At 44.6% G+C, this 21204-nt stretch carries 21 protein-coding genes; 12 read left to right on the top strand and 9 right to left on the bottom strand.

Features of this window, described 5'->3' with window-relative positions:
• Positions 1-29: 29 nt before the first annotated feature.
• From AY607_RS07515 to AY607_RS07505, 3 genes are all read right to left on the bottom strand, one after another.
• Positions 30-479, bottom strand: coding sequence for a hypothetical protein (locus AY607_RS07515; RefSeq protein WP_064094858.1), 450 nt, complete (start codon positions 477-479; stop codon positions 30-32).
• A 70-nt stretch (positions 480-549) separates the two neighbouring features.
• Positions 550-1554 (bottom strand): hypothetical protein, encoded by a 1005-nt coding sequence (locus AY607_RS07510; RefSeq protein WP_064102232.1) that lies wholly within the window; start codon positions 1552-1554, stop codon positions 550-552.
• 365 nt (positions 1555-1919) lie between these two features.
• Positions 1920-2165 carry a SlyX family protein gene (locus AY607_RS07505; RefSeq protein WP_064094860.1) on the bottom strand — a complete coding sequence of 82 codons (246 nt, stop codon included), beginning with the start codon at positions 2163-2165 and terminating at the stop codon, positions 1920-1922.
• 34 nt (positions 2166-2199) lie between these two features.
• On the opposite strand from AY607_RS07505, the gene AY607_RS07500 reads away from it, so the two are divergent.
• Positions 2200-4104 (top strand): ATP-binding cassette domain-containing protein, encoded by a 1905-nt coding sequence (locus tag AY607_RS07500; protein WP_064102231.1) that lies wholly within the window; start codon positions 2200-2202, stop codon positions 4102-4104.
• A 107-nt stretch (positions 4105-4211) separates the two neighbouring features.
• Positions 4212-5147: a lauroyl acyltransferase gene (locus AY607_RS07495; protein WP_064102230.1), complete on the top strand. Its 936-nt coding sequence runs from the start codon at positions 4212-4214 to the stop codon at positions 5145-5147.
• A gap of 489 nt (positions 5148-5636) precedes the next feature.
• Here AY607_RS07495 and AY607_RS07490 read toward each other — a convergent pair whose 3' ends face one another.
• Entirely contained in the window at positions 5637-6767 is a 1131-nt protein-coding gene (locus AY607_RS07490) for an endonuclease/exonuclease/phosphatase family protein (RefSeq protein ID WP_064094863.1), read from the bottom strand.
• A 188-nt stretch (positions 6768-6955) separates the two neighbouring features.
• Here AY607_RS07490 and asd point away from each other — a divergent pair, with 188 nt between their 5' ends.
• From asd to truA, 5 genes are all read left to right on the top strand, one after another.
• Positions 6956-8074: an aspartate-semialdehyde dehydrogenase gene (gene asd, locus AY607_RS07485; RefSeq protein ID WP_064094864.1), complete on the top strand. Its 1119-nt coding sequence runs from the start codon at positions 6956-6958 to the stop codon at positions 8072-8074.
• 138 nt (positions 8075-8212) lie between these two features.
• Complete coding sequence (locus tag AY607_RS07480; protein ID WP_064094865.1) at positions 8213-9724, top strand: hypothetical protein; 1512 nt, start codon at positions 8213-8215, stop codon at positions 9722-9724.
• A 66-nt stretch (positions 9725-9790) separates the two neighbouring features.
• Positions 9791-11095, top strand: a complete 1305-nt coding sequence (locus AY607_RS07475) for a hypothetical protein (protein WP_064094866.1) — start codon at positions 9791-9793, stop codon at positions 11093-11095.
• A 47-nt stretch (positions 11096-11142) separates the two neighbouring features.
• Positions 11143-12111, top strand: a complete 969-nt coding sequence (locus AY607_RS07470) for an asparaginase domain-containing protein (RefSeq protein ID WP_064102327.1) — start codon at positions 11143-11145, stop codon at positions 12109-12111.
• Positions 12112-12125: 14 nt separating this feature from the next.
• Positions 12126-12923: a tRNA pseudouridine(38-40) synthase TruA gene (gene truA / locus AY607_RS07465; protein WP_064102229.1), complete on the top strand. Its 798-nt coding sequence runs from the start codon at positions 12126-12128 to the stop codon at positions 12921-12923.
• Positions 12924-13036: 113 nt separating this feature from the next.
• Here truA and AY607_RS07460 read toward each other — a convergent pair whose 3' ends face one another.
• On the bottom strand, positions 13037-14044 hold the full coding sequence (locus tag AY607_RS07460) for an AraC family transcriptional regulator (RefSeq protein WP_064094868.1): 1008 nt from the start codon (positions 14042-14044) through the stop codon (positions 13037-13039).
• 230 nt (positions 14045-14274) lie between these two features.
• Here AY607_RS07460 and infA point away from each other — a divergent pair, with 230 nt between their 5' ends.
• From infA to AY607_RS07445, 3 genes are all read left to right on the top strand, one after another.
• Complete coding sequence (gene infA, locus AY607_RS07455; protein ID WP_001284370.1) at positions 14275-14496, top strand: translation initiation factor IF-1; 222 nt, start codon at positions 14275-14277, stop codon at positions 14494-14496.
• Between the two features lie 134 nt (positions 14497-14630).
• The gene (locus tag AY607_RS07450) at positions 14631-15011 is read left to right on the top strand and encodes a hypothetical protein (protein ID WP_064094869.1); all 381 of its coding nucleotides are present in this window, start codon (positions 14631-14633) and stop codon (positions 15009-15011) included.
• Positions 15012-15169: 158 nt separating this feature from the next.
• Complete coding sequence (locus AY607_RS07445) at positions 15170-15559, top strand: hypothetical protein (RefSeq protein ID WP_064094870.1); 390 nt, start codon at positions 15170-15172, stop codon at positions 15557-15559.
• Positions 15560-15629: 70 nt separating this feature from the next.
• Here the strand turns inward: AY607_RS07445 and leuB are convergent, their stop codons facing one another.
• From leuB to leuC, 4 genes are all read right to left on the bottom strand, one after another.
• Positions 15630-16709, bottom strand: coding sequence for a 3-isopropylmalate dehydrogenase (gene leuB / locus AY607_RS07440; RefSeq protein WP_064102228.1), 1080 nt, complete (start codon positions 16707-16709; stop codon positions 15630-15632).
• Positions 16710-16751: 42 nt separating this feature from the next.
• Positions 16752-17315, bottom strand: a complete 564-nt coding sequence (locus AY607_RS07435; RefSeq protein WP_064102227.1) for a hypothetical protein — start codon at positions 17313-17315, stop codon at positions 16752-16754.
• Positions 17316-17402: 87 nt separating this feature from the next.
• On the bottom strand, positions 17403-18053 hold the full coding sequence (leuD, locus tag AY607_RS07430; protein WP_064102226.1) for a 3-isopropylmalate dehydratase small subunit: 651 nt from the start codon (positions 18051-18053) through the stop codon (positions 17403-17405).
• A gap of 21 nt (positions 18054-18074) precedes the next feature.
• Positions 18075-19523, bottom strand: a complete 1449-nt coding sequence (gene leuC / locus AY607_RS07425) for a 3-isopropylmalate dehydratase large subunit (RefSeq protein ID WP_064102225.1) — start codon at positions 19521-19523, stop codon at positions 18075-18077.
• Between the two features lie 272 nt (positions 19524-19795).
• Between leuC and AY607_RS07420 the strand changes: the two genes are divergently transcribed.
• Together AY607_RS07420 and AY607_RS07415 are read left to right on the top strand one after the other, a co-directional pair.
• Positions 19796-20032 carry a DUF2061 domain-containing protein gene (locus tag AY607_RS07420; protein ID WP_064102224.1) on the top strand — a complete coding sequence of 79 codons (237 nt, stop codon included), beginning with the start codon at positions 19796-19798 and terminating at the stop codon, positions 20030-20032.
• A 195-nt stretch (positions 20033-20227) separates the two neighbouring features.
• Positions 20228-21103 (top strand): LysR family transcriptional regulator, encoded by an 876-nt coding sequence (locus tag AY607_RS07415; RefSeq protein WP_064094875.1) that lies wholly within the window; start codon positions 20228-20230, stop codon positions 21101-21103.
• The last annotated feature ends 101 nt before the right edge of the window (positions 21104-21204 follow it).

The following is a 21204-nucleotide window of genomic DNA, read 5'->3' as shown; positions in this document are numbered from 1 at the left end:
ATTAACCGTTAATCCTGTTTATTTCTAAATTAAAATTCAGCCAAAGCATGTAACAGTGCCTTGATGTCATCAAGTTGTGTTGCTCTAAGGTCAGATTCTTCATCCCAATACATGCCGACACAGTTGGCCTGCATATCAATAGCATAAATGCCTTTTAATGCAATGGGAAAATCTTTAAATTTCTCATCACCCTGCACAATTTCGAGTTTATTATCGACAACACGGGCGCGCATCAGGGGCAAACGGGCTTCCGGCATCAACACACTGTAGTACGCAACCATACTGGCACGGCTTTCAGTCGCTTTGGGAATTTTGGTCCAGTCTGGTGCCACTACCAAACGTGGATGCAGACCCATTTTACGGGCTTTGTCACGCATCAGTCCCAAGGCTTTTTCTCGCGGACTCACGCGCAATCCGAAAATCGACCCTATAACGAAAATGATGATGACCACCGTCACCCAGATTCCAGTGTTTTCCATAGTTCAACCTTTATGTTCTATTATTAGAGTTGCATAAGCAGAATATAAAACGCAAGTTTGCACGATGAAATTAATTCAGGAACATTTCATGACTATATAAAATTTCATGACCATTCCAGTAAATATAACCTTTCTCGATCAGCTCCTTAAGCAGCAAGCGGATATCCGATTTGGGAAATAACTGTTCCAGTAAATCACGTAATTCATAAATGTCTTTGGGTTTATCACCCTGCAATTCACGCAGTTTACGCGCCACTTCGAGTTGTACCGGATCAATCCGGCCAAAGTTCTTGAACAGGTCCTGCTGGGCCGACTGGATCGGTGACTTGAGCGATTCAGATTCAACAGGAGCCTCATCAACTTTTAGCTGGGAAATGACCTGATCGAGTTTTGGATTTTCAACCGGACTTTGTTCATCTAAATCGAGTTGCAGCCATTGCTTCAGGACTTTTTTCCGGAAGCTGATTTGCTCGTCATAACGTTTGACAATTTTCAGGTTAATCAACATGCCGACCACATGCTGGGCTTTTAGCGGCATCACTTGCAGAATATTCGCCACTGAATTTTTCAGGCTTTCCACCGTATGGGGCTTGCCGCTCATTTTGCCTAAAGCATCACAGTATTTTTTTACCAGCTGCAAGGCAGGCTTGTTCTTGATGGCTTCCACACTAGGAAGGTAGTTTTTGGCATGATCTGCTGCAATAGTGACTTCATCAGGCTGGATCTGAATCAGGTGACACGGAATATCAGAAGCCTGTAGCATCTGCTGCAACATCTCGCTGCTGTCCATCGCCGAAATCAGCTCAACCTCGGTTTCCGGCTCTAATAGCGCCATGAGCTGTCCGACGATCACGGCATACTCATATTCTTTCTGAGGTGAATCAGGCGTGTCCAGTACTACAACCTGACCACTACTCACCCAGCCAGCCAGCTCGGTTAAATCCTCTAAGGAGAATTCAAATTTTCCGGCACAGCTAAACAGGTATAAAGTCGAATAATGCGCCACAATCTCACGCATTAGCTTGGCTGTGGGGAAATTATTTTCGAGATCGAGTAGAACAACTTTTGGGTGCATGGGACGCAATTCCGGAATGTACCTGAGAGCCATTATTAGAGTAGGAAGTGAGTGAAAGGTCAAATAATTTTATGGATAATCTGCCGATGGCACTGCTATAGACCTGTTTTGACAGAATCTCCCCCAAGATAGGAAATGCCGGCAAGAAAGCTTTTTTTACCAACGGGAATACAGGTGGCTAACAGGAAAATTTCTTTTACGTCTGATGATTACACTGCGCTTTATTAATTTTATACACTTTAAAGTCTTATTCAAAAAAATATTCCTCGTTTCTGAGGTTTATAAATTGGTCTATCTTTATTTTTGATTAAAAAACCCTTAGATCAGCTAAGGGTCATTCTTGTAATTAAATCATTGCTTGCAAATTAATAATGCGGTGGCCGATCTGCAACTGGATCAAATTCTGCAATACCTTTAGACAGATCGGAGGACTCAACACGTTGATATAACAGCTGCATTTGCTGTTTCAGGTCAGCAATTTCCAGAGTCTGTTTGGCCACCTGATCATTCAACTGTTCAACTAAATCGTCTAAAAATGCAATTCGCACTTGCAAATCTTCAATGGGTGCGGAAAATGACGCCTGATCATTTAGATTTTGTTGTTTAGTCATTTAAAGTCCTCACTGGGGGATTTCAGGAAACATTATGGCCTATATTACCCTTAGGGATGTCCAACTTGCGTTTGGTGGACCTGCCCTGCTCAACGGCGCGAATTTTAACTTGGAACGCGGCGAACGAGTGTGTTTGATTGGCCGTAATGGTGAGGGTAAGTCTACCTTACTTAAGCTGATTGAAGGAAGCTTGCTGCCGGATAGCGGTGAAGTTTCCTTACAAAATGGCATTACCATTTCCATGCTGGCACAAGATGTGCCAATGGATTCAGGTAAAGTGGCCGATATCGTGGCAGACGGTGCCGGTGAAGCTGCTGAAGTGTTGCGTGCCTATCATGAAGCCAGTGAAGCCTGTGTGCTAGGTGACATGGACGCCTGTGAGCGTATGGGGAACCTGCAACACAAAATGGATCAGCTGGATGGCTGGGCGCTGGAAACCAAGGTCAATTCGATTTTAAGTAAAATGGGACTGGACCCGGAGGCAGATCTTGCCGATTTGTCCGGTGGTCGTAAACGTCGTGTCCTGCTGGCACGTGCTTTACTTACCCAACCCGATGTCCTGTTACTGGATGAACCGACGAACCACCTGGATGTAGAAAGTATCGAATGGCTGGAAAAATTTCTGCTCGATCAGAATAATTTAACCTTACTATTTATTTCGCATGACCGTGCCTTTGTCGATAGCATTGCCACCCGTATTGTAGAGCTGGATCGTGGTCAACTGCGTAGTTATGAAGGTAACTATTCACGTTATCTAGACCTGAAAGCGCAGCAAATGGAAGCTGAAGAAAAACAAAATGCGCTCTTCGATAAAAAGCTGGCTGAAGAAGAAGTCTGGATCCGTCAGGGCATCAAAGCCCGTCGTACCCGTAATGAAGGCCGTGTCCGTGCCCTGAAAGCATTGCGTGAAGAATCTAAGGCACGTCGTTCACAGCAAGGTAAAGTGACGATGGCAACTCAGGATGCCAACCGCTCAGGCAAACTGGTGTTTGAAATCGAGAACCTGAGTGTGAAATTCGGTGACAATGCACCGATCATCAATAATTTCTCCGCACTTGTACTCCGTGGCGATCGTATCGGTCTGGTCGGCGATAACGGTGTGGGTAAAACTACACTCATTAAAGCCATTCTGGGTGAGATAGAACACGGTGGCACGGTGAAGACCGGTACGCAGCTTGAAGTGGCCTATTTTGACCAGTTACGTAATGCGCTGGATCTGGAAAAATCAGTGAAAGATAACGTGTCAGAAGGTTCTGACCATGTGGATGTGAATGGTAACCGCCGTCATATCTATAGTTATTTACAAGATTTCCTGTTTTCGCCAGAACGTGCCCGTACACCAGTCAAAGCTTTGTCGGGTGGTGAGCGTAACCGTATCCTGTTGGCGAAACTGTTACTTAAACCATCAAATCTGATTGTGATGGATGAGCCAACCAATGACCTGGATATGGTAACGTTAGAGTTACTTGAAGAAATGCTCAGTGGCTATACAGGCACCTTACTGTTGATCTCGCATGACCGGGCCTTCATGGACAATGTGGTGACATCTACTTGGGTCTTTGATGGTAAGGGCAATATTGACGAATATGTTGGCGGTTATCAGGATTATCTGGAACAGCGTCCGGACCAAACTGTAGTTGACCAAAAAAGTGCCGTGAAAAAAGCCATGACCAAAGCAGAAGCCGAGACTGCGCCGGTCGCTGCCAAAAAAGTTAAGCTTAGCTACAAGGACCAGCGTGCACTTGAGCAACTTCCGGCTGAAATAGAAGCGCTGGAAAAAGAGCAGACCGAGATCAATGCTCAACTGGCTGATGGTGCTTTATTCGTAACCGATTCTGATAAAGCCTTGAAACTTTCTAACCGTTTGTCAGAAATTGATGAGCTGTTACTGGAAAAATTAGAGCGCTGGGAAGAGCTGGACAATATGAATAACGGCTAAATATTCTCCCAGTCTTTATTAAAGCATCTGTATTCGGACAGATGCTTTTTTATTTCAAGAATCTTCTCTGTTAGACTGCTGCTAATCTTTTAGCCCTATGTTGTTCTATGAGTACCCAGCCTGCATATCAACCCGGTGAATTTCAATGGTCATTCCTGTTACCTCAATACTGGGGTAACTGGCTAGGCATTATTTTCCTGATGATTCTGGCAATCTTACCCTGGGCCATTCAGCACCGTCTGGCTGCCTGGCTAGGCAAGCTTTCCTTTAAATACCTTAAATCGCGCCGTGAAACTACACTTCGCAATCTGCAAGTCTGTTTTCCGAAATGGTCTGCAGAGCAGGTACAGGACAATGCACGTCAGGTGTTTATTGACCAAATGCTGGGTTTGTTTGAGACCTTAAATGCCTGGTATAGCCCGAAATGGTTTCAGGGTCGTGTCAGTATCGAAGGCCTAGAACATATTCAGCAGGCACAAGATAAAGGCCAAGGCATGCTGCTCTTAGGTACGCATTCCACCTTGCTGGATGCTGGCGGTTATCTTTGTGCACAGTATTTTGAACCAGATGTGGTTTATCGTCCGCAGAACAATCCTCTTTTGGACATGCTGATTTATCGTTGTCGTGCCACAATTTATGCTCATCAGATTGATCATGACGATATGCGTGGGCTGGTACGCAACCTGAAAAATGGCCATGCCATCTGGTACAGTCCGGATCAGGATTATGGGTTAAAACAAGGGGTGATGGCACCCTTTTTTGGCGTCCCGGCCGCAACTGTAACCGCACATCGTCGTTTACTGAAAATGACTAAAGCGGCTGCCATTCCTTTATATTTTTATCGTCATGGCGATATCAAAAATCCGCGCTACCATGTGCTCATTGAACCGGCACTGGAAAATTTCCCTGGTGAAAATGAAGTCGAGGATGCCACTCGCGTGAATCTGGTGATCGAGCAGCAGTTACGCATCGCACCGACCCAGTATATGTGGTTCCACCGCCGCTTTAAGACCCGCCCTGAAGGCTATAAATCAATTTACTGATTCGGTTTAATTCCGGGGTTTTAAACCATAACTTAAAATCCTGGATCACTTTACAATTTTCAGTGACAGGCCACTGATTCAAAAAGTAGTGCTGAAATACGCTGTTTCATTGACTGCGTTTTCATGAGTAATTAGGGATTAATACCCATTACTCGCAAAATACGGCATTAAATTAGATAAATTATTCTTATCATCAAGAATATATTATAAAAATAGACACTTAAAATAACTTAACCCGAGCTCTACATCCTGTAAAACTCGGGTTAATGAGGTTGTGCTTCCACATATTATAATTAGTTCTGCTTATTTGTGATTTCCCTTTCATCATCATGTCCATGATGTTTTCATTCAGCTTCGTCTTCCTTATGAGAATATCCTTTCTCGACTCCTTGTGCTGATAAACCTAGAATACCCAGATTCCACAGCTTTTCCCATTCGCAAGAAGCGCAAACTCCTGTAAGCAATATCGTACACTTTTCTTCTAAAAACCTAAGAAATTTTACCGCCTTCTTTATAAGCCATCGCAATTTCATCAGTCACTGTTTTTTCCTCTTTATCTGCTTTCTGAATCCCCTCTTTGATAGCTTCTTGGGCTTCTTCTTCATCATCTTCGGTCTGCTCTAATTCTTCCTGAATATGCTCGAACACCCGACCAGTTTGTAAAATCAGAAACACCGGAAAATGATCAGAGCCTACATGGGGGAGACGCTCCATATGTACTAGGGCAAAATCGGTACTATGAAAAACATGATCGAGCGACCAGCGGAAAAAAGGATAATCGGCATGAAAAGTATTTACATAATGACGTCCCACCCGGGGGTCCAATAGTCCGCTGATGCGTTGAAACAGCCGTGTGGTACGTGACCAAGCCACATCATTCAGATCACCCATGACGATACAGCTTTCATCCATATCTTTAATCTGATCACCCACAATCAACAATTCAGCATCACGCAAGGTGGAATCTTTGGCCTCGGTCGGGCTCGGTGGTTTTGGATGCAGACAGTAAAGTCGTACCGGCTGTCCCGAGCGTAAGATCACAGTGGTATGAATTGAAGGAATCTCATCACTTAAAATAAACTTGACTTGAGTATTGCTGAGTTTGAGCTTGCTATACAGGTGCATGCCATACAAGTTATCCAAAGGTACGGCTACACGATAAGTATAATCTGCTTCAATCACTGACAGTTCATTTTGCCAGGTTTGATCCGTTTCCAGCGTTAAGACCAGGTCTGGCTGATGGGTCTGGATCTGTTCAATCAGCAGATGATATTGGTTATTGGTGGTCAGTACATTTGAAACAATCAGGGAGATTTGTCGCTGCGGATCCAGCTGATCCTGCTTGACCTGTTTGACCTGGTTTTTCCAGACAAAGGTATAGGGCAATACCATTTTGAGCTGATAGGCCAAGGCAGCAATCAGACCAATAAAAAGTAGCTGGTTAAACCACGTCCAGGGATGCTCAAGCACTAAAAACAGCACAAAGGTGATAAAGCCCACAACCAGAATTTGTAACCTTGGGAAATCCGCACCTCGAATCCACCATTGGTCACTCGGGATCAGTGACCAGAAACTTAACCAAATGACAATGATTGCCATAATTTGGATAACCCATATCATAAGTGCGCTCTTTAATAAGTTGTTATTTTTTCTAAAAGAAAAGTGACGTTATCAATTTTGTATGTATCATAAAGTAGATATTTTTCTCAAGAATATTGATGTTTTGATTGTGTAGCACTTGCAGTCACCTCCCTTTTTGATACACTCGAATCCCTTTTGATTTTTTTAACGCACCGAGGCAAAGTGACATGAAAGTAGGTCTGGTCGGTTGGCGCGGGATGGTTGGTTCCGTCCTTATGCAACGTATGGTTGAAGAGAATGATTTTGCTCATTTTGAGCCCTTCTATTTCTCTACCAGTAATGCGGGTGGTGAAGCACCGGCATTTGGCGGTAAGACTGCCCCAGCACTTATGGATGCGACAGACATCAATAGTCTGATGCAAATGGATGTCATTATTACCTGCCAAGGTGGCGACTATACCTCTGAAGTTTTCCCGAAACTGAAAGCGGAAGGCTGGAACGGTTACTGGATTGATGCAGCATCCACCTTACGCATGGATGATGAAGCGATTATCGTACTTGATCCGGTCAACATGAACGTGATCAAAGATGGTCTGGTCAAAGGCACCAAAACTTTTGTCGGTGGTAACTGTACGGTTTCCCTGATGTTGATGGGCTTGGGCGGTCTGTTCCAGAACAATCTGGTGGAATGGGCAACTTCTATGACTTATCAGGCAGCTTCCGGTGCTGGTGCGCAAAACATGCGTGAGCTGATCAATGGTATGGGTTATTTATATAACAATACCAAAGAGTTGCTGGATGATCCACGTTCTCCAATTCTGGATATCGACTCCAGAATAGCTGAATTACAACGTGGTGAAGGCTTCCCGTCTGCAAACTTCGGCGTACCTTTGGCAGGTTCATTGATTCCTTATATCGACAAGCAGCTGGAAAGCGGCCAGTCGAAAGAAGAATGGAAAGGCCAGGTTGAAACCAACAAGATTCTGGGCAACCAGCAGATCGTACCGATTGACGGTCACTGTGTGCGTATTGGTGCTATGCGTTGTCACTCTCAGGCATTGACGTTGAAACTGAAAAAAGATGTACCTTTGGATGAGATCGAAGACATCATTGCAGGTGCCAATGACTGGTCTAAAGTGATTCCAAATACTCGCGAAGCATCCATGACAGATCTGACTCCTGTTGCTGTAACAGGTACTTTAAGCGTTCCAGTCGGCCGTCTGCGCAAGCTGAATATGGGTAAAGAATATCTGGGTGCGTTCACTGTAGGTGACCAGTTACTTTGGGGTGCGGCTGAACCATTACGCCGTATGCTGCGTATTCTGATTGACTATAAGAACGCTTAAGTTTCCGTCAGGAAATAAAGCCCTAAGCCGATCTTTATTGATCGGCTTTTTTGTGTAACTATTAAGTAAGTATTTTACAAAAAACAAACATCCCGTTAATCTATAATTTTCGCTATGCGATAATGACTGAGCTCACAGATGACTGTATATAACAAATTAAAGCTTGCCATTTTAGCCATTGTTGCTTCACAAAATATTCATGCGATAAATGTAGATCCAGTACAAATCCAGTCTGCACCTGGGGAATTACTTTATGCAGAAATGACCTTCCGGCAGTCTGACATCAATTTACCCATTGAGGTCAGTCTGGCTTCGCCTGAAGATTTAATGTCAATTGGTGCATCGCATCAGCCACCGGGTCATCTGAACTTTTTTACCCGGCGCAGCAATAATGGCACAGGTGTTATTACCATTACCTCTTCACGACCAATGACGGATCGGGAACTTAATATTATTGTCAAAATCAAGGAAGGTAATGCTGCACGCCTGCAACATGTGCGTACCACTTTAAGACCTAAAACCGATTTGTTACAGGCAAGCCTAAAACAGAATGAACGTCCGCTTGCGCCAGTTGTAGTCGTCAGTGAAAAAGATATTGCGCTGAACTTACCCGTAAGCAGCCATTACAATATTGCAGCCTCCACATCCCTAAACAAGCAACCGGTTTTAGAAAAGCCGCTGGCATTACAATCGACAACACCCCCTGCCTTATCGAACACTTCGATTCCTAAAACTGCATCGTCTGCGCCAACTGTCACGACAGCAATTCATGCTCAGACGGTCGCTCCCGTGCTTAAAAACGAATCTGTCACGGCATCCCAGACCCAAGCTTCAGATGCCGTACCAAAGCCCGCTACTGCAGCATCAACTCCAAGCAAATCAGCCAGTATGTTGCCAGAAAATCAAACCACGTCAGGGCAAAATAAAGAAGCTGTACAGAAAGCTGCAGAATCCGGTTCTGATCACCAGACAGCCTCCAGTGATCCTTTGGTGAAGAAGTTTGCTGAGGAGCAAGCCAGAAAAGCTGCTGCTTCTGCCCATCCGGTGAAAACTCCACCTCCCGCAACTGCCAAAGCTAAACCAGTCCAAGCAACTTCAAACCAGGTTAAACCGACTTATGTGGTTCAATCTAATGAGTCATTGTGGGAGATTGCTTCAAGAATTGCCGAACAGCAGCAGCGTCCGGTCAATGAAGTCATGCAGCAAATTAAAAAAGACAATGAGCATGCCTTTATTGGTGGAAATGCCAATCGTCTACGTAAGGGTGCAGCACTCAACTTAAACTCGGCCCATACCACACCTGCACCCATTAAAGTCTCTGCAGCATCTCAGACAGAGCGACCTTCCAAGCCTGCTGGCAAAACAAAATACCGTTTGAATCAGGCAGAAATGAGTCTGGTGGCTGAGAACCAGCACAATTCTGGACAGCTTTCTGCAAACCAGAACACAGAACGCAATCAAACATCAAAGGAATTGTCATTAAAAGTTATGACAGCCCGAGAAAAAACCGTTAAATTACAGAGAAACGTAACTGAATTAGAATTGGCACTCAATCAGAAGGATCACAGAATTCAGTTATTAAATGCGCGTCTGGCCCAGCTACAACAACAGCTCAAAGCCCAACAAGCAGATAAAAAGCCAATTAATTAAAAAGTTACACATGACGATTTATTGGGATAGGCGAACTTAAACTACTCTATCCCCAAGGGGTAAAACATGCTGATTTATGTGATTCCATTAGTGATATTGATCATCGTATTAATTGTCTTTAAAAAAAGACAAGATGCTCAAGAATCAGATAAAGCAAAAACTAAAACGGTAAAAGCGAAAAAAACTGGCTCTGCATCAAAAGCAGCCCCACAAAAAACTAAAGTGGTTGAGCCAGTCGCGGTCGCAAAAAAATCAGCAACACCATTATCAGCAGAAACACGCAAGAAAATTGAAGGCCTGATTCAGGAACGTAATTTTTTTGCAGCTGAAGCACAGATCAATCAGGCACTGAACCGGGATAACTCTCAACACGAATTATATCTGCTGCTACTGGATATCCATATCCTGCAAAAAGACGAGTTTGCGATTTCACAGCTGATTAACCATGTCCGCTCTCTGGGACTAGAAGATATTCTGGCTCAGGCTGAAGCGAAACAGCGTGAATTTGAGAAATCGTTATCTGCTGTTCAAGAAACGATTGATTTTCCAAGTGCCCAGCCTAAAACTTCCTCTACACCAGAAGCCGCTTCAGATGCCTTTGATAACCTGGTTGCACCGGCGCCTTCAAATGAACTGGCATTTGAACAATTGCAGCAGGACTTTCAATCAAGCCAGCCAGCTCCTGTTGCAGAACCTGTAGCAGATATTCAGCCGCTTGAATTCAATTTTGAACCAAAGACCACGCCAGTAGAAACAGCAAAAGCTGACGATACACCTGTACCTGCTGCGCCTTCTGTAGATTTTGAAGTTCAGGATATTTCCACCACCCTCTCTCAAACTACGCCTGCAGCTGCAACAGAAACAGCACCTGTTCTGGACTTTAAACTGGATGTGGAACCGCCTGCGCAGGTTGAAGCAGCGCCAGCAGTAACAGAAGACATCAAACCTCTAGATTTTTCTTTTTCGCTTGACACGCCAGCTCCAACAGCTGAAAAAACTGCGGTACCAGCGACTGAGCTGGATCTGTCCAGCTTGACAGCGACAACTCCTGTAGCAGAACCGGCTGCACAGCCAGATCTGTCAGGAATGGATTTTAAATTAGATCATTTAGAAACCATACCAGAATCACCTGCTGCCCCAGCAATGAATTTCGAGAGTTCTGTAGCGGTCAACCAGCATGATCCGCTGGTGCAATCTTTCCCGGAATTACTGGATGTTAATGAAGCAAGTCTTAACCTGGACCTTGCCCAGCAATATATTCAGCTCGGTGCCTATGTTGCTGCACGTGAAATTATTGCAGAACGAGAAGCCGAATATACAGCTGATCAGAAACAACGAGCAGAGCAATTACTGAATCAAATCGCATCCTGATGCATTTCGATTTAAACTAAAGCAGTCAAAAGTTGGCTGCTTTTTTTATGATAAAAAATATTGCATTAATTTATATGGGCGGCACATTCGGCTGCGTGGGAGATCCTCTCGCACCAATGCCTGCTGATTTATTTATTCCTAAACTCGAAGAGGTGCTTGCAGAGCAGCATTTCGTCGAATACCATCAGGCACCCGTCATTAAGGACAGTAGTGCCTGTACGGCAACTGATTGGCTGCAACTGGTACAGTTTATTCAGCAACTACAATCTCGGCAGATCCAGCATTTTGTGATTATTCACGGTACTGATACGCTGAGTTATGCCAGTGCAGTTCTCGCACACCTGATTGCAGACTCAGCACACGTGGTGCTGACCGGTAGCCAGTACCCGCTGCTGACTGCTCAAGGGGATCAACAGCGCGAATTTAGTGATGCTCTGGATAACCTTAGATTTGCATTAGATTCGGTTGGCACCTGTAGCGCCGGGGTCTATCTGGCATTCCATCATCGGTTGCTACATGCACAAACTGCCCTCAAACAGCATACTACCGAGCTCAATGCCTTCTCCGGTCTTGATGCCAGCATTGCCATCCCAACCGGTCAAGCATGCTATCAGGTCAGGGCAGAAGATATTGCAAAAGCGGCTGGATTTAACTGCATGAGTATCATGATGCAGCCGATCGATCTGGCTCAGCAGCTGAATAATCTAAATACCTTATTGGCGCGACCACCCCATTTTTTATTTCTGCAAGGTTTCGGTACTGGCAATCTTGCAGTCAATGATGCCCTGATTGCGCTCCTTAATCAGCTGTATGATCGGGGTTGTATTTCTGTTTTGACTACCCAAGTTCCTTTTGGTGCGACAGATCAGCGCTATGCCATTGCAGAATGGGTCAATCACTGCAAAATTTTACTGAATGAAAGTTATGGACATGCGGATCTGTATGCAAAAGCCCTGAAAATGTATTTACAATACGACACTGTAGAGCAATGGCATCGTCATTGGTACGATCAATAAGGTTTGAGGTCATTATGCAGCGTTTTGCGGTGGGAATTGAGTTTTGTGGAATGCATTATCGGGGATGGCAGACTCAACAGCCGGGAGTTGCAAGTGTACAGGAAACCATTGAAAAGGTCCTGAGCAAAGTTGCCGATCAACCCATTAGCCTGCATGGTGCCGGCCGTACGGATGCGGGTGTACATGCCACCAATATGGTGGCGCATTTTGATACCGATGCCCTGCGTTCAGAACGTGGCTGGCTGATGGGCTGCAATAGCCAGCTACCTAAAGATATCTCGATCCAGTGGATCAAGGAAATGGATCAGAGTTTCCATGCCCGATTTAAGGCACAGGCGCGCCGTTATCGTTATGTGGTCTATAATCATCCTGTCCGTCCTGCCTTGCTGCATAAACAGGTCACCCATGTCTATGCACCGCTCGATGTCGAACAGATGATACGGGCCGCAAAAAAGTTTGAAGGCACACATAATTTTGAAAGCTTCCGCGCTGCCGCCTGTCAGTCCAATCAGCCAGTCCGCCATGTCAGTCATTGCCGTCTGATCCGGCATGGTCAATATCTGGTGCTCGACATTCAAGCCGATGGTTTCCTGCACCATATGGTACGAAACATTATGGGCTGTTTACTGGAAATTGGTCAGGGGATGTATGCTGCCGAGCATATTGATACTATTTTCGCGGCAGAAGACCGTAAAGCTGCTGGCGTGACCGCACCTGCAGATGGTTTATATTTTATTCATGCCGACTATCCGGCGCAGTTTGAATTACCGGAATTACCCTTAGGGCCACATTGGTTGAACATGCCGAATTAAAAGCTTAATTTTTAAATCCCTCCTAACCTCCCTTTACTTGAGGGAGGAACTACAACCTACGAAAATACCGTAATGAAAAATCCCTCCTTTCAGGAGGGACTCAGGGAGGTCGTTTAACGCTGCTTGCGCTTTCTATATTCCACCGGTGTTTCATTGGTCCAGCGCTTAAAAGCCCGGTAGAAGGTGCTTGGCTCGGAAAAACCGGTTAGATACACAATTCGTTCAACACTTTCATTGGTATTTGCCAGTAAACGCTTGGCCAAACGACAGCGATAATCCGACAGAATCTGCTGAAAACTGGTACATGCCTCACTCAGTTGCGTTCTCAACCGCCGTGGCGTGATATTTAGTTGTGCAGCTACAGTTTCCAGCGTGGTGTCCCCACTTTCCAAAGTAGAGCCAATCGCACGGCGCACTTCACCAACCAGGTCATATCGTGCCAGTTCCTGCAGCTTTTCAATGGCCAGTTGCTCATGCAGCTGTAATAGCTCAGGTTCAGCCTGCCATAACGGATATTCCAGAATACTTGGGTCAAAATACAGACGGGTTTCTTTCTGGCCCAGACTCACGGGACACTCGTAAACCCGGAAGTATTCCTCATCAGGAGCTCCTTTGGAAAAATTGAAATCAATATAAATCGGTTCAAAACGCCCTTCAGTAATAAACTTAAAAAACCGGAGTACACCTGACATGGCGCATTCAGTAAAATGACGATTCACCAGACTTTCAGCAAAAGGCTGTTCACCATTGGTTAAATAGCAGCGATCATCTTCGATCACTAACTTGGCAGCAAATGCATCACTGATCAGTCGCTGATAGGCCAAAGCACGTTTCAGTCCTTCACCAAAGTTTTCAGATGAAACAAACAGGTGTTCAATGACCTGACCACGATAAAGTGGCAAGTGCTCACCCAGATGCAATCCAATGTCCGGGTCCTTGCTAACTTCCTCTGCGGCTACCCAGAAGGCATACTGGGCGCTTAGCGGCGTACGGTCATTGGCCTCGACCTGATTTAAAGCAACTCCTGCTTTGGTCAAAAGTTCTTCTGTTGGCAACCCTGCACGACGAATCGCCTGATAGCCCAAACGTAATACGACTGATGCATCCGTTAGCTGACTCACTCAAAAGCCTTCCTTGTATGTACTTCATTTATACTTAAAAAGATTAATTTTAGATTAACTGTGATTGACCAAACTGACAACAGAAACTGGTGTCTTTTTAGTTAAAAAATTATCGTGACAGTTCGCTTATTTTACTGGCAGATGATCAGTCTAACGCCCGTTTCATCTTGTTTTTTACAAAAAAATTGACTATAATTTGCGCCTTCCCAATTTATTCATTCAGGTAGGCTATGGCCAATAAAGAGGAACTCATCGAGTTCGAAGGCGTTGTCACCGAGACGCTTCCTAATACTATGTTCCGTGTACGTTTAGAGAACGGTCACGAAGTGATTGCCCACATCTCTGGTAAAATGCGTAAACACTATATCCGTATTTTAACTGGCGACAGTGTGAAGGTTGAAATGACACCTTATGATTTGACTAAAGGTCGTATCACCTATCGTGCACGCTAAGTTTTAGCGTAAGCAAAAGCCACTGTTAGTGGCTTTTTTTATGACTTTAATTATTTACCCATGAATAAATCAATTTGACACGGGCTAATAATTTCTGGATTATTCATTTAATTAAAATACCATGCATAAAAACAATGAATATGAAGTGCTTAATCCTGCTTTCCAGCTTGTTTCTCGTTGCCTGTGCCACTGGCGGCAATCAGCATCTGCATCAGTCCCTCCAACCCTATGTCGGTCAAACTGCAACACAGGTTCGCAGTCAACTTGATCTTCGTGCCATGGGATTCAAAACCTCGCAGAAACCGATTCAAACCGCAGAATCTCTCAGCTACACGATTTTTCGGGATATGAATATTCCAATGGGCACACCGAATATTAGTCAAAGTATCTCAATCGGCGCACCCATGCCAACCCCCTCAAATGGAGGTTATAACATCGAGATGAAATGCCAAATCTGGTTTGACTTGAAAGATGACATTGTTCAGGAGATTCGCTATACCGGCAGAGCTTGCTGACTTTCTCCAGTTAAGTTCAGAGCCTGTATCGGATTAAATGAAGACATCCCAACTCATTACGCTACCTCTTTTTACCGTGTGTCAAATTACAACAATCACCCTGCCATTTTCTGCCTAAACTAGTCTTCAGTCAGTCCTGTGCAGGAGTGAATTATATTATGTTGTTATCTTCTCATCGACTATCCGTGATTCTCTTGGGTGTATGCATCAGCATGACCGGTTGTACACACTCTCCAACTACCACCCCGACTGAACGGGAAGCTTACTTGCAGCAGTTTATTGGTCAAAGCAGTCAGTTTATCGATCAAAATCTGGATCTGAAACGCCTGGGTTATCAACAGGTCAGTGGCCCCATACTCAGCGCCCGGCAATTAAGCTATGTGGTACAACGTCCTATTTCTATTCCTCTGCCTTCAGCAGGGAATGGACCCGTTCCTATCCCTATCAGCCCTGCAGACAGTTATGATGTTGATCTGCAATGTAAAATTACTTTTTTACTAAAAAATAATATTGCAACAGCTGTCCGTACTTCAGGTCGAACCTGTTAATTATTTTCAGATTCGAAATTCCAGCCATAAAAAACGCAGCCTTGAGCTGCGTTTTTTAATCAAAACTGGCTTAATTTAATGCAGCCACTACCGCTTGACCCATTTCAACCGTACCGACTTTTTGCATGCCTTCAGACATGATGTCAGCTGTACGCAAGCCTTGATCCAGTACCTGACCAACTGCATCTTCAATCGCTTTTGCAGCTGCTTCTTCACGGAAGGTATAACGTAGCATCATTGCAACCGAAAGAATCGTCGCTAATGGATTTGCCAGGTTTTGACCAGCGATATCTGGCGCAGAACCATGACAAGGCTCATACATGCCTTTGCCATTTTCATCCAGAGATGCCGATGGCAACATACCGATTGAACCTGTGAGCATCGCTGCTTCATCCGACAAGATATCACCGAACAGATTCGAGGTTACAATCACGTCAAACTGCTTCGGTGCACGTACCAGTTGCATCGCAGCATTATCGACATACATATGCGATAAATTAATTTCAGGATATTCAGCATCTTTTAGCGCAGTCACTGTCTGTTTCCACAGTTCAGTTACTTCAAGCACGTTGGCTTTATCCACTGAACATACTTTACCACCGCGCAAATTGGCCATTTCAAAGGCGACTTTGGCGATACGCTTGATTTCAGACTCTGAATAGACGTCGGTGTTATAGCCTTGCTTCTCGCCATTTTCCAGTTCACGGATACCACGTGGCTGACCGAAGTAAATTCCACCTGTTAATTCACGCACAATCAGAATATCCAGACCTGCAACGATTTCAGTTTTTAAGCTTGAAGCATCAGCCAGTTGCGGATAAAGAATCGCTGGGCGCAAGTTGGCAAACAGGTTCAGTTCACTACGCAATTTCAATAAACCACGTTCCGGACGGATTGAACGCTCAATCGTATCCCATTTTGGACCGCCCACGGCACCCAGTAGAATCGCATCAGCTTTTTTAGCCTGCTCAGACGTTACGTCTGGATACGGTGAACCATGCGCATCAATAGCTGCACCACCGAGCAAGCCCTGTTCCCATGTCAAATCAAGATTAAATTTTTCATTTACACGAGTCAGCACCTGCTCTGCCGCTTTGACAATTTCAGGACCGATACCGTCACCAGCTAAAATCAAAATTTGTTTAGACATGAGATTTTCCGTTTAAAACGTCAGATTCAGACCTGACAGAGGTTAAATTTTCTTTTCTACAAACTCTGCAATCCCGGTGACTGCATTATAGGGTTTGCAAAAACGACGAATGGTTTTTTGCTCTTGTACCAGATCTACGCAGAGCGGATCCGGTGCCGAAGCATTTAATAAACTGCTGCTACGCGCACTACGGTCACGGAACATCTTTAAGCTATAGCGGTTATTGGCATGAAAGCGATGGAATACATGCAAGGTTTCTGCTTTATCCTTACTGATTGGATAAAAACGCACGACCAGTTCATGCTGTCCTGCTGGCACGGATAGATAAACTGGATTGGCCTGATTTAAGTTTTTAGCCTGCAAGCGTACCAGTTTCTGCTTCAATGCTTCAGCACCAATGCGGCCATTGTCGGCATGGACGATAATGGTCTGGTTGAAACGCTCAAACTGGCAATCAGCTGTCCCTGTACAGTAAATCAGGACATTATTTTTGCTCTCAGTACTTGCTTTGGCATGCTTGAGTTTCATCGTGTCAATGCTTTGACATGCAGCCAACATCACCGATACCGCACTTAAAGCAAGCCACTGTTTCCAATAATTCGCCATAATGTCTGTCTTACCCAATCAAAAAACTTAATAATCTTCCGATATTAGCAAGAGCCTCGCAGTCACGCTATGACAATTTTTGCTGATTTATTCGTGAATTTCGGCAAATACCCAAGGGCGTGATTGTTTGGTTTTTTCTTCATAGGCACGAATATCATCCGCTACCTGCAAAGTTAAGCCAATATCATCCAGACCATTTAACAGGCAATGCTTGCGAAATGGATCGACTTCGAACTTAAAGCTTTCGCCCGTAGGGGTACGAACTTCTTGTGCCTGCAAGTCAATGGTCAACTGATAGCCTTCAGCTGCTGCACACTCCTTAAATAACTGCTCAACAATATCTTCAGCCAAAATCACAGGCAACATACCGTTTTTAAAACAGTTATTAAAGAAAATATCAGCAAAGCTTGGCGCAATTACGGTACGGAAACCATATTCGCTCAAAGCCCACGGCGCATGTTCACGGCTAGAACCACATCCAAAGTTGGCACGTGAAATTAAAATAGACGCACCCTGATAACGTGGCTGGTTCAAGACAAAGTCCGGATTGATCGGACGAACAGAATTGTCCTGACCTGGATAACCTTCATCCAAGTAACGCAATTCATCAAATAAATTGTCACCGAAACCGGTACGTTTGATCGATTTCAAAAACTGTTTTGGAATAATTAAATCTGTATCGACATTGGCACGGTCTAAAGGTGCAACGATACCTTGTTCAACGGTATAAGCTTTCATGTCTGTGCTCCTACGTACCAATTAAAATGAACGGACATCAACAAAGTGACCTGCGATCGCAGCAGCGGCTGCCATGGCTGGACTCACCAGATGAGTACGACCGCCATTGCCCTGACGACCTTCAAAGTTACGGTTCGAGGTTGACGCACAATGCTCGCCTGGTTGTAACTTGTCAGCATTCATCGCCAGACACATTGAACAGCCGGGTTCACGCCATTCGAAGCCCGCCTCGACAAATACCTTGTCCAGACCTTCCGCTTCTGCCTGAGCTTTGACCAGACCAGAACCCGGAACCACCATCGCCTGTTTGATTGAAGATGCGACTTTACGACCTTTGATCACTTCGGCTGCAGCGCGGATATCTTCAATACGCGAATTGGTACATGAACCGATAAATACCCGATCCAGCTGAATCTCAGCCAAGGCCTGACCGGCATTTAAACCCATATATTGATAGGCACGGTTCCAGTCATTGCGTTGTACATCATCTTTGGCTTGTTCTAAAGTCGGTACTGCTTGAGAGACCGGAATCACCATCTCAGGGGAAGTACCCCAAGATACTTGTGGCTCGATTTCTTCACCTTGCAATACAACAACCGTGTCAAAGTATGCGTCATCATCTGAATGTAAAGTATTCCAGTAAGCAACAGCCTGATCCCACTGCTCTGCAGTCGGCGCATACGGACGGCCTTTAACATACTCGATAGTTTTTTCATCGACAGCCACCATGCCGACACGGGCACCGGCTTCAATCGCCATGTTGCACACAGTCATACGACCTTCAATAGACATGTCACGGAAGACCTGACCACCAAATTCAATCGCGTGACCAGTACCGCCTGCTGTACCAATTTTGCCAATAATCGCCAAGACCACATCTTTTGGTGTTACGCCCTGACCTAATTTGCCATCAACACGCACCAGCATGTTTTTCATCTTCTTTTGAACCAGGCATTGGGTCGCCAATACATGTTCAACTTCGGATGTCCCGATACCATGCGCCAAACAGCCAAAAGCACCATGGGTTGCAGTATGCGAGTCACCACACACCACGGTCATGCCCGGTAAGGTCAAGCCCTGCTCCGGCCCGACCACATGCGCAATGCCCTGACGGATATCGTTAATATCAAATTCAACAATATTAAAGGTCTTGCAGTTGTCATCCAAGGTTTGCACCTGGATGCGCGAGGTTTCATCCTCAATTCCGGCTACGCCCTGCTCACGCTCTTTTTTCGAGGTCGGTACGTTATGATCCGGTGTAGCAATGTTGGCACTTAAACGCCATGGCTTGCGCCCAGCCAATTGCAACCCTTCAAATGCCTGTGGTGAGGTTACTTCATGCAACAGGTGACGGTCGATATAGAGTAAGGCAGAACCATCGTCACGTTGCGTTACTAAATGGTCATCCCACAACTTGTCATATAGTGTTTTTGCATTTTGCTTTTGTACTGTTTGGGTCTCGCCTGCCATGTCGATATACTCCACTGGACTGGGTAAATTCTTTCTCTGATTTTGATTATATCGCTGCAATCACATAAATCTAATTTATCATTTTTATTAGTTAAAAAACTTTTTGGAATCTTTTAAAAAGTGAATTAAATCAGACTTTCAGATTATTTCTATTTATCTCCTTAAATCAGATTTTCCGATCATTTTATAAAAAATATTCGTTTTTACAAATTAAATGAGAATTATTATTATTTATTCATCGGCAGAGATAACTTATTTAGAGGAACTTCGACATGGCACATATTCAACGTTTTGTAGACAACAATCAGCGCATGTTTAAAAAGACTTTCAGCTATTACATCATGCACATTACTGTGGCGATGATTGTGGGTTACTTGGTGACCGGCAGTTTGACCATGGCCATTGCATTAAGTTTGTTAGAACCCACCGTACAAGCCGTTGCTTTCTTTTTTCATGAAAAAATCTGGGAGCGTAATAACCAACAGCAGAATGAGGACATTAACGTCTAATAAGATTTTCTGTCGGGGTTCCTGATGAAAGACCGCCTGCAGAGGCAATCTTTTTTTAACTTCTTAAAAATACAATATGTTGAAAACGTTTAGTAATTCAGCAACCTAATATAAATAAACTAATTTTACTTTGATTTATTCTTAAAATATAACAATAATAACCTTAAGCATAAAAATTCTTTATAGGTGATTAAGATGAATCTCGCAGCCTTTGAAGCCTTTGTAAAAGTCATGGAAACCGGTTCGATATCTCTGGCTGCAGATCAGCTTTTTATTACCCAGCCTGCCGTCACCAAACGTATTCACAGTCTGGAAGAATACTTTGGAGTCAAACTGTTTGAATCTGCCGGACGTGGCGTACAGGCCACCCATGCGGCACATTCCCTGTTGCCTAAAGTGAAAAACTGGCTGAACGAGCTCGGTGATATTCATTATACCTTGAGCCATGAACAGGCTCTGGTACAGGGTAAACTGAAAATTGGTACCAGTCATCATATTGGCCTGCATCATCTTCCGAGCCATTTGCGCCGTTATGTCCAAGCCTATCCGGACGTGACCCTGGATGTGCATTTTGTCGATTCCGAACAGGCACATGAACAGGTGATTGCCGGTGATCTGGAACTGGCATTTTTAACCCTGCCGCCACGGGGTGATGCACGCCTGAATTACGTGACCATCTGGAATGATCCTCTGGTCTTTGTGGTGGCACCGTTTCATCCGCTGGCACAGCAAAAAAATCTGTCTCTGGAAGATTTGCTCGAATATCCAAGCCTGTTGCCCTCTTCACAAACTTATACCTCGCAGATCACCTTGGCAGAGTTTGAAAAACAGGGTATTAAACCGAAAGTCAGCATGAGTAACAATCCGCTGGAATCGATCCGGATGCTGGTATCGATTGGTTTGGGCTGGTCTGTGCTACCAAAAACTTTAGTAAATCATGACCTGCACCAACTAGACATTAATCTGGAAATGAACCGCCGTTTGGGCATGGTCTGGCATCCTGGTCGTACGCAGTCCAAAGCGGCACAGGCTCTGGTTCAGCTCATGCAAGACAGTGCTCTGCCTATTTAGCCTATTTAAGTTAAGCTGTAGCTGAACATGCTGCATCAAGCACGATGCAGCATTTTGTTACCTAAATACCCCCCATTTGGCGATATCTTTCGAGTATTTTT

It is taken from the genome of Acinetobacter sp. SFA (genome assembly GCF_001647535.1).
Lineage (GTDB): Bacteria > Pseudomonadota > Gammaproteobacteria > Pseudomonadales > Moraxellaceae > Acinetobacter > Acinetobacter pecorum.
The sequence above is the reverse complement of the archived record's forward strand: the minus strand, read 5'-3'. Positions and strand labels throughout refer to the sequence as shown.

What these genes read in the sequence shown, in the direction of transcription:
- leuB (WP_064102228.1), bottom strand. Translation starts at nt 16,709, where the DNA reads ATGTCTAAACAAATTTTGATTTTAGCTGGTGACGGTATCGGTCCTGAA.
- AY607_RS07510 (WP_064102232.1), bottom strand. Translation starts at nt 1,554, where the DNA reads ATGCACCCAAAAGTTGTTCTACTCGATCTCGAAAATAATTTCCCCACA.
- AY607_RS07480 (WP_064094865.1), top strand. Translation starts at nt 8,213, where the DNA reads ATGACTGTATATAACAAATTAAAGCTTGCCATTTTAGCCATTGTTGCT.
- asd (WP_064094864.1), top strand. Translation starts at nt 6,956, where the DNA reads ATGAAAGTAGGTCTGGTCGGTTGGCGCGGGATGGTTGGTTCCGTCCTT.
- AY607_RS07500 (WP_064102231.1), top strand. Translation starts at nt 2,200, where the DNA reads ATGGCCTATATTACCCTTAGGGATGTCCAACTTGCGTTTGGTGGACCT.
- AY607_RS07490 (WP_064094863.1), bottom strand. Translation starts at nt 6,767, where the DNA reads ATGATATGGGTTATCCAAATTATGGCAATCATTGTCATTTGGTTAAGT.
- AY607_RS07420 (WP_064102224.1), top strand. Translation starts at nt 19,796, where the DNA reads ATGGCACATATTCAACGTTTTGTAGACAACAATCAGCGCATGTTTAAA.
- AY607_RS07515 (WP_064094858.1), bottom strand. Translation starts at nt 479, where the DNA reads ATGGAAAACACTGGAATCTGGGTGACGGTGGTCATCATCATTTTCGTT.
- AY607_RS07475 (WP_064094866.1), top strand. Translation starts at nt 9,791, where the DNA reads ATGCTGATTTATGTGATTCCATTAGTGATATTGATCATCGTATTAATT.
- AY607_RS07450 (WP_064094869.1), top strand. Translation starts at nt 14,631, where the DNA reads ATGAATATGAAGTGCTTAATCCTGCTTTCCAGCTTGTTTCTCGTTGCC.
- AY607_RS07445 (WP_064094870.1), top strand. Translation starts at nt 15,170, where the DNA reads ATGTTGTTATCTTCTCATCGACTATCCGTGATTCTCTTGGGTGTATGC.
- AY607_RS07495 (WP_064102230.1), top strand. Translation starts at nt 4,212, where the DNA reads ATGAGTACCCAGCCTGCATATCAACCCGGTGAATTTCAATGGTCATTC.
- AY607_RS07415 (WP_064094875.1), top strand. Translation starts at nt 20,228, where the DNA reads ATGAATCTCGCAGCCTTTGAAGCCTTTGTAAAAGTCATGGAAACCGGT.
- AY607_RS07470 (WP_064102327.1), top strand. Translation starts at nt 11,143, where the DNA reads ATGATAAAAAATATTGCATTAATTTATATGGGCGGCACATTCGGCTGC.
- AY607_RS07505 (WP_064094860.1), bottom strand. Translation starts at nt 2,165, where the DNA reads ATGACTAAACAACAAAATCTAAATGATCAGGCGTCATTTTCCGCACCC.
- truA (WP_064102229.1), top strand. Translation starts at nt 12,126, where the DNA reads ATGCAGCGTTTTGCGGTGGGAATTGAGTTTTGTGGAATGCATTATCGG.
- AY607_RS07435 (WP_064102227.1), bottom strand. Translation starts at nt 17,315, where the DNA reads ATGGCGAATTATTGGAAACAGTGGCTTGCTTTAAGTGCGGTATCGGTG.
- leuD (WP_064102226.1), bottom strand. Translation starts at nt 18,053, where the DNA reads ATGAAAGCTTATACCGTTGAACAAGGTATCGTTGCACCTTTAGACCGT.
- leuC (WP_064102225.1), bottom strand. Translation starts at nt 19,523, where the DNA reads ATGGCAGGCGAGACCCAAACAGTACAAAAGCAAAATGCAAAAACACTA.
- infA (WP_001284370.1), top strand. Translation starts at nt 14,275, where the DNA reads ATGGCCAATAAAGAGGAACTCATCGAGTTCGAAGGCGTTGTCACCGAG.